This window comes from Herminiimonas sp. Marseille-P9896 (assembly GCF_903993245.1).
Classification (GTDB): Bacteria; Pseudomonadota; Gammaproteobacteria; order Burkholderiales; family Burkholderiaceae_D; genus Oxalicibacterium; species Oxalicibacterium contaminans.
In genome coordinates this window covers 323,058-335,401 of the sequence record NZ_CAJEVT010000001.1, presented here as the reverse complement: position 1 = coordinate 335,401, position 12,344 = coordinate 323,058, and the positions used below count along the sequence as shown (strand labels likewise).

The following is a 12,344-nucleotide window of genomic DNA, read 5'->3' as shown; positions in this document are numbered from 1 at the left end:
ATTTTTTTTATCCCCTGCCAAGTACGCGCAACCAGACAAGTTCTGAAAAGCCGCAACTTCAAACTTCTTTACATGAAAAACCTTGCATTTGGGTACCGGATCGACGAAAATCCAAATGAGAATAATTGCTATTTACATGCAATCGCACCACCGAAATGATATGAAAATGAATATGTAATGGAAGCACGACCGAATAATCCGCAACGTGCTTACTGGCTAAAGACCCTGCACCAATGGCACTGGATCAGTTCGGCACTGTGTCTGTTGGGCATGCTGCTGTTCAGCGTGACCGGCATTACGTTGAATCACTCATCTCAGATCGAAGCAAAACCACAAGTTTCTACCCAGGAATTACAACTGCCCGCGGCACTGCAAGCGCAGTTGGCAAAACCAAATACAACTGAGTCTGGCAATTCAGGCCGTACCCTGTCACCGGAATTGCAGGGCTGGATGAAAGAACGCTTGTCAGTAGATGTAGGCGGACGCGACATAGAGTGGTCGCCGGAAGAGGTTTATATCGCGCTGCCACGTCCTGGTGGCGATGCCTGGGTAAGGATAGATCGCAGCAGCGGTGCAGTTGAATATGAAACGACCAATCGCGGCTGGATTTCTTACCTGAATGATTTGCACAAAGGCCGCAATACCGGGGTGGCCTGGAGTTGGTTCATCGACATTTTCGCGGCAGCCTGCCTGATTTTTTCGATTACCGGTTTATTCATCCTCAAGATGCACGCAAGCAATCGTCCGAGTACCTGGCCTATTGTCGGCCTCGGCGTATTGATTCCGTTCTTGCTGGCGATTTTGTTTATCCATTAACCAATACATCAACCGATAAATACGGGGTTTTATGCGCATTTCTTATTCCTTCATGTTGGGTGCTGCACTCACCACTCCGGCTTTTGCCGCCGACCTGAACGTCAAAGTCGAGATCCCTCGCCTGACCGTTGCCGAATACCACAAGCCTTACGTCGCATTCTGGATTGAAGGCGCTGATCAGGCTTTCGTACGCAACCTGGCGGTCTGGTATGACCTGAAAATGAAGAATAACGAAGGCACCAAATGGCTGAAAGATATGCGCCAATGGTGGCGCAAGAGCGGCCGTGATTTGCAGATGCCGGTCGACGGCCTGAGCGGTGCAACCCGCGCACCGGGTGAGCAAACCCTCAGCTTCAACGGCGCCAAGTCTGGCCTCGACAAGCTGCCTGCCGGTGAGTACTCACTGGTGGTGGAGGCCGCACGTGAAGTCGGCGGTCGTGAATTGATCCGCGTACCGTTCCAGTGGCCACCAAAATCTGTGCAAAGCGCGCAAGTTAAAGGCGAGCACGAGCTCGGCGCCGTCTCCATCGAATTAAAACCATAAGATCCAAGGACATCCCCATGAAAAAAATTCCTTTGTGGCGCGTCGCCGCACTCGCCGTATCTCTCTCCGTTGCCCTGCCTATGGCAGCACACGCACACCGCGCGTGGATGTTGCCATCCGCCACCGTCTTGTCCGGTAACGAACCATGGGTCACCGTGGATGCCGCCGTATCGAATGACTTGTTTTACTTTGAACACAATGCGCTACGCCTGGACGGCCTGGCGGTCATTGCTCCGGACGGCAGCGCTGCCGCGGTAGAAAACAAAAGCACTGGTAAATATCGCAGCACTTTCGACGTCAAGTTGGCGCAAAAAGGCACGTACAAACTGACCATGGTCAACGATGGTTTGAGCGCCAGCTACAAAGTTGGTACAGAAAACAAACGCTGGCGCGGCACCGCTGACAACTTCGCGAAAGAAGTGCCAGCTGATGCCAAAGACGTCAACGTCAGCCGCAATCAAAGCCGCATGGAAGTGTTCGTCAGCTCCGGCAAACCATCGGATAGTGTCTTGAAACCAACTGGCGCTGGCCTGGAACTGGTTCCTATCACCCACCCTAACGACCTGTTCGCTGGCGACACCAGCAACTTCCGTTTCGTGCTCGATGGCAAACCAGCTGCTGACATTGAAGTCACCGTCATCCCTGGCGGCATACGCTACCGCGATCAACTCGGTGAGATCAAAGTCAAAACCGACAAGGATGGCAAATTCAGCGTCAAATGGCCAACTGCAGGTATGTACTGGATGAGCGCCAACAATGGTGGTCCGCAAATGGGTGCATCCGCAGCGCCTAAGACTGTGGGCACACTGGATAAACCTATCCGTCGCGTCAGCTACACAGCAACACTGGAAGTACTGCAACCCTAACTAAGCAACTTGCTATGCGCCCGTTGCCTGTCACAGGTAACGGGCGTTTTTAGTTTAGTGGCCGTGAACAAATTCATGCGACGCACACTAGTCCCGCTGATAGAAAACCCACCTGCATCGCCTGCTCTGGGCGGTGTCGTGCACACCTTGCACGGCCAGACGATGGGCACCAGCTGGTCCGTCAAACTGGTAGCCGAGGCAACGCGTCGTTTGCCGCCCTTGCGTCAGGCGATACAAACCCGGCTCGACACCGTCGTCGCCCAGATGAGTACCTGGGAATCGACATCGAATCTCAGCATCTACAATCAATCCGCAGCAGGTTCATGGCATGCGCTGCCGGATGATTTTTTCACCGTACTGGAATATGCATTGCAAGTCGCACATGCCAGCGACGGTGCCTACGACCCAAGCGCAGGTGCATTGGTCAATGCCTGGGGCTTTGGTCCGAACCAACGTTATAACGAAGCGGGCTTCATCGCCCCGACTGAACAAACGCTCGAGGCTGCACGCGCGCAATGCGGCTGGCAGCGCATACAAATTGATGCCGCTAACAAACGTGTACAACAGCCCGGCAGCATTTACATTGATCTGTCCGCTATCGCCAAAGGCTATGGCGTAGACCTGGTAGCACGCGAATTACTACGTCTGGGTATAGATAGTTTCCTGGTTGAAGTCGGCGGTGAGCTGCGTGGCGCAGGCGTCAAACCCGACGGGCAGCCATGGTGGGTTGCACTCGAACATCCGTTGCCGGATGCACTTGCATCTGCCGCATCGAATACTGCCATCGGCGTAGAAACCATCGCCGCCCTGTATGACTGGTCAGTCGCTACTTCAGGTGATTACCGACGTTATTTTGAAAATGACACGACACGTTATTCGCACACCATAGATCCGCGCAGCGGCGAACCGATACAACATGGTCTGGCTTCTGTCACCGTGCTGCATGCGGACTGCATGGCAGCCGATGCGTGGTCGACCGCACTCAATGTGATGGGTGCCGAACAGGGACTGGCTTACGCCAACCAGCATGATCTCGCCGCATTGTTTATCAATCGCAGCACAGATGGATTTGAAGAACATCTGAGTGCATCACTACTGGCCTTACTCCAATGAACTGGAGCGACACTACCCGCCTCATCGTCGCGGCGCTGCTGGTACTCGCCTACCTTGCACTATGTGGCGGTATCTATCTTTCCGAACGACGCAAACGCCTGCAAGCGCTGCGCGACGCTGCTGCCTTGCGTCCTGCCGCCGACGGCGCACAACCGTGGCTGATCGGCTATGCCAGCCAGACCGGTTCAGCCGAACAACTCGCATGGCAAACCGCGCGCATGCTGCATACCGCCGGTGTCCCTACACGCGTCGCCGCACTCTCGGACATCGGCCTCGACGACCTGATGCAAAGCGAACGTGCATTGTTTGTCGTCAGCACTTACGGTGAAGGCGACCCGCCGGATAACGCATCTCTGTTTGCGACCAAACTGATGAATGCCAAACAAGCGCTGCCGCACCTGCACTTCGGTGTATTGATGCTGGGTGATAGTCACTACGCGCATTTCTGCGGCTTCGGACATACCTTGACTAGCTGGCTACGCAAGAGCGGCGCGCAAGCAATATTTGAAAGCGTGGCGGCAGACAATGGCGATACCAAAGCACTGCACACCTGGCAGCACCATCTGAGTCACCTGGCTGGCACTGCAGACACACCTGACTGGCAGGCACCGTCCTACCAACCATGGCGACTGGCAGCACGCCACCGCCTCAATCCCGACAGCGCAGGCGGCCCTACTTTTCATCTGGAACTGGAAGCGATCGCCGACGAAACGACATGGGAAGCTGGTGACCTGGTGCAAGTGCTGGCACCTGCTGATCAGGACCGGCCTCGCGAGTACTCGGTCGCCTCCATACCTGCTGACGGCCGTGTACATCTGTTGGTAAGACAAGAGCGCCGTGAAGACGGCACACTCGGCATCGCCTCTGGCTGGTTGACCGAACAGGCGGTAGTTGGCGACACCATCGATCTGCGCCTGCGCCCACACAGCAACTTCCGCCTCGGTGATAACCAGCACCGCCCTCTCATCCTCATCGGCAACGGTACCGGTCTCGCTGGTTTGCGTAGTCACCTGAAAGCACGCGCAGCAAATGGCATGCAAAGAAACTGGCTGGTCTTTGGTGAGCGCAATGTAGCGAACGATTTTTACTATCGTGATGAAATCGAAGCCTGGCAAAACCAGGGCGTACTAGAGCGCGCGGATATGGTCTTCTCACGTGACCAGGAGCAACGCATCTATGTGCAGGACAAGCTGCGCGAGCAGGCAGAGCAAGTACGCAGCTGGTTAGACGCCGATGCTGCCATCTATGTATGCGGCAGCCTGGAAGGCATGGCTGGCGGTGTAGAAGCGACGCTGACCGAAATCATCGGCAGCGCCGGGGTGGAACAACTGATCCAGCAAGGTCGTTACCGGCGTGATGTGTACTAACTGAAACGGGTATTACACGATAGCCCACTGACGCAAGAGATTGTGATAATGCCCGGTAAGTCCGACCAGCTCTTCACTATCCCCCAGTTTTGCACGTAGCTTCTGGATATTCTGATCCAGTTCAAACAACAAGCCGCGCTTGCCATCATCCGCTACCATGCTTTGCACCCAAAAAAAGGAACTGATGCGCGCACCACGCGTCACCGGCTCCACCTGGTGCACGCTACTGGCCGGATACAGAATCATATCGCCGGCAGGCAATTTGACCGCATGTTCGCCATAGGTATCGGCAACTATCAATTCTCCTCCGTCATACTCTTCCGGCGCGCTTAAAAACAAGGTACACGACAGGTCGGTACGCAAGCTTAGATTGCTACCGGGAATACTGCGCACCGAACCGTCGATATGAAAACCGTAATGTTCCCCGCCTTCATAGCGATTAAACAGCGGCGGCATATATCGCATCGGCAAAGCCGCCGAGACAAACAAGGGATGGTTTGCCAGGGCCTTAAGGATAGATTGTCCGACCTTTAATCCTGTCGGTGATAGCTCGGGCAATTGCCGGTTTCTTTTGACCTTTGCGCCTTGCGCGCCCACCGTGGCCTTGCCATCCACCCAATCTTCAGCCTCTATTGTTTTACGAATCTCTATTACCTGAGCCGCAGTCAGCACTTCCGGTATATGCAGCATCATAATGAACACTCCAATGAAAAGAGCCCCTCTGGTCGGAGGGGCTCGGCGACATGGTTTATCGCTTGAGTCGTTAGATCAGAATTTCAGGTTTGCGGTCAGCAAGGCGTTGCGTTCCGCACCCGGTTGATAACGCGAACCGCCGCTGTTTATGCGCGAAATGTATTTTTTGTTGAATACGTTATTGATATTCAGCTGCAAGGAAAAATTCTTGTTAACGTCGTACGAGGCCATCGCATTTCCTACCCAGTAATCCGGCATGGTCCACAAATTGGTCGGTGCCTGGGTAACGTTACTGCTGCGCGCCGCTGTATCCACATAACGCGCGCCCCCGCCTATCGTGACCCCGTTTGGTAACTTGTAGGTCAACCAGGATGTGAACGTCAATTTAGGTGAGAAAACAATGACACCGCCTTCATTCGCCGGTGTACCGCGCACGATCTTGGAATCCATATATGCAAGACCGGTAGTGATGTTCAGATTGGGCGTGATCATCCCAACCAGGCCCAGCTCAACACCATCCACGCGACGCTTGCCAAGCTGGCTGTAGCTTGGCGGAGTGGCGCCGTCCGAGATCAACTCTTTCTTGTTTTGACTGCGATAGATTGCAGCGGTCGCAGACACACGGTTGTCAAACAAATCCCATTTGGTACCTATTTCTATATTGCTGCCTTCCTGCGGATCGAGATTTGAACTCGCCTGATTATTTGAATTTGTTGACAGCTCGAAATTAGCGCCACCAGGTGGCTGGAATGAAGTAGACCAACCGGCATAAATACTACCGTTACTGGCCGGCTTGAAAACCGCCCCGAGCTTCCAGCTTAATAATGTGTCCGATAGCTGGCGATCGGGATCGGTATTCAAGGCCGTGCTTCCCCGTGGATGGCTTTTGGAGTCTGTTTTTGTTTTGAATTTTTCCCAACGAATCCCGGCATTCAACATCCAGCGGTCCGATAACTTCAAAGTATCGAATGCATACAAGGCCGTGGTGAATGTATTCCCATCCGTGTAAGCCCCCAATTGTTGCGGCATGCCCGCCGCGACATTGCTGTTTGGCGCATATAGATTCGCGGCTGGTAAGCCATCTGGCCTGGTAGCTACCTGGATTTTTTGTCTTTCATAGATGAACTCAACACCAGCGGATAAAGTATGTTTGATGGAGCCGGTAGCGAATTCGGTCGTCAGGTTGGTTTGGTTCGTCGCAATGTCATTGGTTTGTATCCGACCGCGCCGGCCTCTGGACATTGTGTATGACGATGGACTGGAGCCCGCACTTGGTTCGGCCACAGTACCCATACCGGTGACAACCAAATCCTGCTTCGAACGGCCGATACGTGTCGTATTCCGTATCGTCGTTCCTGGTGCGATATCGTGCTCTATCTTCGCCGTTACCATATCGGTATTAATGTCGTTACGGTCACCACTCAAACCATAGTAATTGCTCGGATTAACCGCCGGACCACGCAGTCTACTGGTCCCATAGAAGTAACCGGGCATGCCAAAGGTGGGCACACCCCCATCCGGTATGTTGTCCTGCTCCATATGCAAATAGCTGAGCGTGGTGCGTGTTGCAGTACCCAAACCAAACGCAATTGACGGCGCAATACCGATGCGCTTGCTGTTGACGACATCACGTCCGGGAACATCGTAATCCTGAGCGAGGAAGTTGAGCCGGAATGCCGAGCCAGGTACACCCAGGTCCAGCTTGCGATTCAGGTCTACTGTCGCCCGTTGGCGATTATCGGTACCCACGACCACTGATCCAGCCGTGATGTCGTACAGCTGTGGCGCTTTGGACACCATGTTGATATAGCCGGACGAAGTACCACGGCCATTATCAGAGCCGGATGGCCCTTTCACTACTTCAATCTGTTCCAGGTTAAATGTATCGCGCGAGATAGCACCGAGATCGCGTACGCCGTCTATATAGATACTCCCGGCTGTATCGAAGCCGCGCATGAATATCGTGTCACCCGTTGATGTATTGCCACCTTCACCTAGCTGGAAGGTAATGCCGGGAGTGTTCGACAATGCTTCTTCCAGGGTCGTCGCGGCTTGCTGCTGCAAGAGTTCTTTCTTGATGACGGAAATGGTTTGCGGTGTATCGACCAAGGGCTGGGTAAATTTGGGCGATGCCACTGTATCAGCCTTGTAATTCTCTGCAGCGGTGCTTTGCACGGTGATTTGCGGCAGGGTGCCTGCTTTTTTTACAGCCTTGTCGTCTGTCTGTTGTGCATACGCAGCACCGGGTAATGCAATGAATGCCAATGCAACTGCTGCCGAACAATTTGAACGACGCGTAGCAGCATGCTTGCGGCTCTTGATATAGGCCATCTGTAATTCCTCCGAGTAGGTTGAAGACGTGTGCTGGCTGGTCTGCAACCGATGAGATCGGAGGCACAAAGGAATGGCTGGCGGTCGAGTGAATGTATCCCAGATGCCAACGGGAATTTTCTCAAAACGTGCGGGAAAAAGAACTTCGGATAGACGGCCGCAACAAGAGTGCTGCCTTTGCTTCAGGGTATTGCAGATCTAGCTACGGCCTTAACCGCAGCAACACCGGCGGGCATGAAAGATAGCGGTATCGGACGGTTGTTTCGATCAGCAATGAGGGTTGCGGATTCCGACTTATACCGCGGCCCATTGACGCAACAGGTTGTGATAATGCCCGGTAAGGCCAACTACTTCCTCACAGTCACCCAGCTTCGCGCGCAATTTTTGGATATTCTGGTCTAGCTCAAACAGCAGGCTACGCTTGCCGTCATCGGCGACCATGCTCTGCAACCAAAAGAATGAACAGACGCGTGCACCGCGCGTTACCGGCTCCACCTTATGCAAGCTGCTAGACGGATACAGGATCATGTCGCCGGCCGGTAGCTTTACTTCGTGCTCACCGTAAGTATCGGCTACGATTAATTCGCCGCCGTCGTAATCTTCCGGCTCACACAAAAACAAAGTGCAGGACAGATCCGTGCGCAAGCTCAGGTTAGAGCCAGGGATGTTGCGCACCGAACCATCGATATGAAAGCCGTAATGCTCGCCACCTTCATAACGATTGAATAATGGCGGCATATAACGCATAGGCAAAGCTGCTGCAAAAAACAGCGGGTTATTTACCAGTGCCTTCAGGATGATCTGACCTAGTTCCATACCTACCGGCGACAGCTCCGGCAGCTGGCGGTTCTTTTTGACCTGCGCCCCTTGCGCGCCGACGGTCGCCTTGCCATCCACCCAGTCGGCCGCATCCAGCCGTTGACGGATTTCAGCTACCTGAGCAGGAGTCAGTACTTCGGGTATATGCAGCATCATGATGGCCACCTCAATGAAAAAAAGCCTCTCCCTGAGGAGAGGCTTATCAGTATAACTTCAGCTCCGGACTACTTTTAACAACTTAGAAGCGGATATTTGCGGTCAGGCGTGCAGAACGCTCGATACCAGGGAAGTAGCGCCAGCCGCTTTTGTTAATCGCAGCAACGTATTCCTTGTCGAACAGGTTGTACACGTTGAACTGCAGATCTACGTTCTTGTTGACGCGATAAGTTGCTACCGCATCGACTACCCAGTAAGACTCAGTAAAGTTAGGTGTTCCGACTGCGCCGTCCGTACCGCGCTTCAAACCACCGGTATAACGCGCACCGCCACCAATCGTAAACCCTGCTGGCATCTGGTAAGTTGACCACAGCGAGAACGCATCAGTCGGCGTGTAGGTCAAGCCATCCGAACCATCCTGAGCCAGGTTGTTACCTCGAGCAACCTTGCTATCCTGGTATGTGTAGCTAGCGATGACGGCCCAATCACGCGTAATCTGACCTGTTGCCGACAGCTCGATACCCTGCACACGTTTCTTGCCGGTTTGATTAACAGTACCGTCTGTAGTCGTTACTATTTCATTCTCGACTTCTGTTCTGAAAATTGCGCCCGTCAGCATGAGTCGTTTGTCGAGCAGATCCCACTTGGTACCAATCTCAGCAGTCTTGGCTTGCTGCGGATCCACATTCGGATTGTTTGCATTGTTTGCCGTCGCGCTCAATTGGAAATTGGCGCCGCCTGGCGGTTGCTTCGAAACCGCATAATTGACATAGATGCTACCGTTAGAGGCTGGTTTATACAGCAAGCCAGCTTTCCAGCTAAGGATATTGTCAGAGGCTTGCAAGTTGTTCGCCGTCGATACCAGGGAGCCGGTCGGGAGTCCGCCACAAGCAGGTCCACGTGTACCGCCACACACACCTAAAGCATTGTATTTGGTCTTGTAGTGATCCAGACGTGCGCCAATGTTGGCTTGCCATTGCTCGTTAAATTTTAAAGTGTCGAACGCATATAGCGACACGGTATCCGTCGAACCTTTACTATCCGCGCCATTCGGTGCCCAGCTAAGACCGGAGGTATTCATTTGTGGATTGTAAAGATTGGCGGCAGTCCATGCCCCCGTGGTACCGATACCGGCGTTCTTTTGTTCCTCGCGGGTAATTTCAAAACCTGTGCTCAAGCTGTGCGTGACCGTGCCGGTTTCAAAAGAAGTCGTCAGGTTAGTCTGGTTGGTAATGATCTCGTTGGTCTGATCCTTGAACGTCGGACTGCTTCGTGCCACGGTCCAGGCGGCAGGATTTGCACTGGTAGTGACCGGAGCCATGAATGAGGTCAGCAGATAATCCTGCGTGGTTTTGCCCCAGCGTGTCGTGTTGCGCAAAGTGGTGGTAGCACTGAAATCATGTTCTACACGGAGCGTGACCATATCGGCTGTCACATCGTCTTTATCGTATTGCGTGCCATAGAAATTTTTCGGATTGACCTTGCTGCCCGCAGATGCACCATATCCCGGCAAACCTATGGTCGGCACGCCGCCATCCGGAACGTTGTTTTGATCGACATGCAGGAAATTCAAGAAGGTACGCGTAGGAGAGTTCAGACCAAACGCGATCGACGGCGCAATCGCCCAGCGATTGTTTTCAACCTCGTTGCGTCCGGCAACACCCGCATCCTGTACAACGGCGTTCAGGCGGATCGCTGCGCCTTCGATACCAGTCAATGCTTTGTTCAAATCTATGCTGGAACGTTTATAGCTGCCGCTACCGAAACCCACGGTGCCGCTGGCTGCGTCTTTCAAAGTCGGCTGCTTGCTGACCATGTTGATGGCGCCAGTTGGCGCGCTACGACCATAGTCCGTGCTGGACGGCCCCTTGGTTACTTCAATTTGTTCTGTATTGAAGATGTCGCGGGAAATCGAACCCAGATCGCGCACACCATCGACATAAATGCTGTTTGATGTATCGAAGCCACGCATGAAAATTGCGTCGCCTGTGTTTGTATTGCCATTTTCGCCTGCAAAGAAAGTACCGACACCTGCAACATTACGCAGTGCTTCAGTCAATGTAGTGGCCGCCTGCTCCTGTATGACTTCTTTCCTGACGACAGAAATAGTTTGGGTCGTATCCAGCAGCGGTTGCGTGAATTTTGGCGATGCAACCGAATCAGCTTTGTACGATTCAGCTACGCCTTGTACGGTAATCTGCGGCAGCGTTGAGGCTTTTTGTGTCGACGGGTCGCTAGTTTGCTGTGCGTAAGCTGCTGGCAATGTCATAACTGCAAGCGCGACAGCCGCCGAGCAATTCAAACGACGGCCAATAGGGTGCTTGCGGCTTTTGATGTGAGCCATCTGGTGTTCTCCTGGTTTAGATGAGTATTTGTGGCTGGCTAGTCTGCAACCGGCGCGACAACACTTGTCGGAGGTATCAATCAGATGGCTGGCAGTCGATGAATATCGGCTAGAAACGAATGATAATAATTCGCATTAATAACATCAATGAAATCCAGCGGATTCATCTGGATTTGTTACTTTCTGTTGCAAAAGCATGTTAAGAAAACGTTAAGACATCAGGCAAGCAACATAACAGCCCTTAGGAATGCTTCTCATTTATAATGACGCCAATCCTAGCGCGCTTACACGACCGCTTCTTCGTTCTCAGCGAACTAACCTAGCCCAGATCGCATGATCGCTATAGGCATAGATGCAGAGGTATCGACTCGCCTTGGTACTGCCACACCTTGCTTCTATAAGAGTATATTTCTCAGCCACATCACCCATGCTCAGATATGAAATCAGCCTGCTAGCCATCATGGTTAGCAGGTCTTTACAAGCTCCATTGGAATAAAAATGACTGTCGACTCCCCCAACCTGATATTTCGTACACGCGAAGGCAAAGCGGTTGAAGTGTCCGCTTCAGGGCATCATGGCAAAGCTGTACGCAAACGTAGCAAACGCGCAATCTTCCTGACCTGGCTGCGCAAGATACATTTATATGTCGGCTTGTGGGGAGCCCTGTTTGGCTTGCTGTTCGGTGCTACCGGACTGATACTGAATCATCGCGCCATCCTCAAGATTCCTGTCGAAAAAACTGTCGTCACTACAGTACAGCTGAACCTGCCACATAGTTTTGCCAAACCGGATCTCATGACCAAGTGGCTACAGGAAGAGTTGAAATTCACCCCTGTTGCTCCTCCCGTAGTCCGCACCCAGCCAGCCAAAACCGTCATCTGGAACGGTCAGGATGTGGCGCAGCCTGAACGCTGGACCATCGCAATGAATCGCCCGGGCAGCGGTATATCGGCGGAGTATTACGTGGGCAGTCAATCGGTCAAACTGGATCAGATAGATGCAACACCGATAGGAACACTAACCCGTCTGCACATGTCGATAGGCGTCAACGCATTCTGGGTATTGTTATCCGACACCATCGCCGGTGGCTTGATACTGTTATCGATTACCGGCTTGTTGTTATGGACGCAGTTGCATACGGTGCGCACGGTTGCTGTGCTTACCAGCGTGGGTGCGTTGTTCGCTGGACTGTGGTTTATGTGGTCGATCTGAAGAAGATCTGTGACGTTGTCTATTCGGACTTAAGGAGAGCAATGCTCTCCTTTTATTTGGAAACCAACCTTATCACTGACTGC

Annotated in this window: 10 protein-coding genes; 6 read left to right on the top strand and 4 right to left on the bottom strand. The window is 53.0% G+C overall.

Annotated elements, in window-relative coordinates:
- Positions 1-177: 177 nt before the first annotated feature.
- From H7U06_RS01595 to H7U06_RS01575, 5 genes are all read left to right on the top strand, one after another.
- Positions 178-816, top strand: a complete 639-nt coding sequence (locus H7U06_RS01595; RefSeq protein ID WP_175624477.1) for a PepSY-associated TM helix domain-containing protein — start codon at positions 178-180, stop codon at positions 814-816.
- 31 nt (positions 817-847) lie between these two features.
- Positions 848-1,360: a DUF2271 domain-containing protein gene (locus H7U06_RS01590; protein WP_175624476.1), complete on the top strand. Its 513-nt coding sequence runs from the start codon at positions 848-850 to the stop codon at positions 1,358-1,360.
- Between the two features lie 17 nt (positions 1,361-1,377).
- On the top strand, positions 1,378-2,226 hold the full coding sequence (locus tag H7U06_RS01585; RefSeq protein ID WP_175624475.1) for a DUF4198 domain-containing protein: 849 nt from the start codon (positions 1,378-1,380) through the stop codon (positions 2,224-2,226).
- A 75-nt stretch (positions 2,227-2,301) separates the two neighbouring features.
- The gene (locus tag H7U06_RS01580) at positions 2,302-3,339 is read left to right on the top strand and encodes an FAD:protein FMN transferase (protein WP_175624474.1); all 1,038 of its coding nucleotides are present in this window, start codon (positions 2,302-2,304) and stop codon (positions 3,337-3,339) included.
- Positions 3,336-4,706 (top strand): sulfite reductase subunit alpha, encoded by a 1,371-nt coding sequence (locus tag H7U06_RS01575; protein WP_175624473.1) that lies wholly within the window; start codon positions 3,336-3,338, stop codon positions 4,704-4,706. Before H7U06_RS01580 ends, H7U06_RS01575 begins: the two co-directional genes overlap by 4 nt.
- A gap of 12 nt (positions 4,707-4,718) precedes the next feature.
- Here H7U06_RS01575 and H7U06_RS01570 read toward each other — a convergent pair whose 3' ends face one another.
- From H7U06_RS01570 to H7U06_RS01555, 4 genes are all read right to left on the bottom strand, one after another.
- Positions 4,719-5,399 carry a Fe2+-dependent dioxygenase gene (locus tag H7U06_RS01570; protein ID WP_175624472.1) on the bottom strand — a complete coding sequence of 227 codons (681 nt, stop codon included), beginning with the start codon at positions 5,397-5,399 and terminating at the stop codon, positions 4,719-4,721.
- Between the two features lie 75 nt (positions 5,400-5,474).
- Positions 5,475-7,730, bottom strand: coding sequence for a catecholate siderophore receptor Fiu (locus tag H7U06_RS01565; protein ID WP_175624471.1), 2,256 nt, complete (start codon positions 7,728-7,730; stop codon positions 5,475-5,477).
- Between the two features lie 294 nt (positions 7,731-8,024).
- The gene (locus H7U06_RS01560; RefSeq protein ID WP_175624470.1) at positions 8,025-8,705 is read right to left on the bottom strand and encodes a Fe2+-dependent dioxygenase; all 681 of its coding nucleotides are present in this window, start codon (positions 8,703-8,705) and stop codon (positions 8,025-8,027) included.
- 82 nt (positions 8,706-8,787) lie between these two features.
- Positions 8,788-11,049: a catecholate siderophore receptor Fiu gene (locus H7U06_RS01555; RefSeq protein WP_175624469.1), complete on the bottom strand. Its 2,262-nt coding sequence runs from the start codon at positions 11,047-11,049 to the stop codon at positions 8,788-8,790.
- A 498-nt stretch (positions 11,050-11,547) separates the two neighbouring features.
- Between H7U06_RS01555 and H7U06_RS01550 the strand changes: the two genes are divergently transcribed.
- Positions 11,548-12,261 carry a PepSY-associated TM helix domain-containing protein gene (locus tag H7U06_RS01550; RefSeq protein ID WP_175624468.1) on the top strand — a complete coding sequence of 238 codons (714 nt, stop codon included), beginning with the start codon at positions 11,548-11,550 and terminating at the stop codon, positions 12,259-12,261.
- The last annotated feature ends 83 nt before the right edge of the window (positions 12,262-12,344 follow it).

Bases quoted from the DNA above. Each gene is read 5' to 3' on its own strand.
- H7U06_RS01595 (WP_175624477.1), top strand. From the start codon at position 178: ATGGAAGCACGACCGAATAATCCGCAACGTGCTTACTGGCTAAAGACC.
- H7U06_RS01590 (WP_175624476.1), top strand. From the start codon at position 848: ATGCGCATTTCTTATTCCTTCATGTTGGGTGCTGCACTCACCACTCCG.
- H7U06_RS01585 (WP_175624475.1), top strand. From the start codon at position 1,378: ATGAAAAAAATTCCTTTGTGGCGCGTCGCCGCACTCGCCGTATCTCTC.
- H7U06_RS01580 (WP_175624474.1), top strand. From the start codon at position 2,302: ATGCGACGCACACTAGTCCCGCTGATAGAAAACCCACCTGCATCGCCT.
- H7U06_RS01575 (WP_175624473.1), top strand. From the start codon at position 3,336: ATGAACTGGAGCGACACTACCCGCCTCATCGTCGCGGCGCTGCTGGTA.
- H7U06_RS01570 (WP_175624472.1), bottom strand. From the start codon at position 5,399: ATGATGCTGCATATACCGGAAGTGCTGACTGCGGCTCAGGTAATAGAG.
- H7U06_RS01565 (WP_175624471.1), bottom strand. From the start codon at position 7,730: ATGGCCTATATCAAGAGCCGCAAGCATGCTGCTACGCGTCGTTCAAAT.
- H7U06_RS01560 (WP_175624470.1), bottom strand. From the start codon at position 8,705: ATGATGCTGCATATACCCGAAGTACTGACTCCTGCTCAGGTAGCTGAA.
- H7U06_RS01555 (WP_175624469.1), bottom strand. From the start codon at position 11,049: ATGGCTCACATCAAAAGCCGCAAGCACCCTATTGGCCGTCGTTTGAAT.
- H7U06_RS01550 (WP_175624468.1), top strand. From the start codon at position 11,548: ATGACTGTCGACTCCCCCAACCTGATATTTCGTACACGCGAAGGCAAA.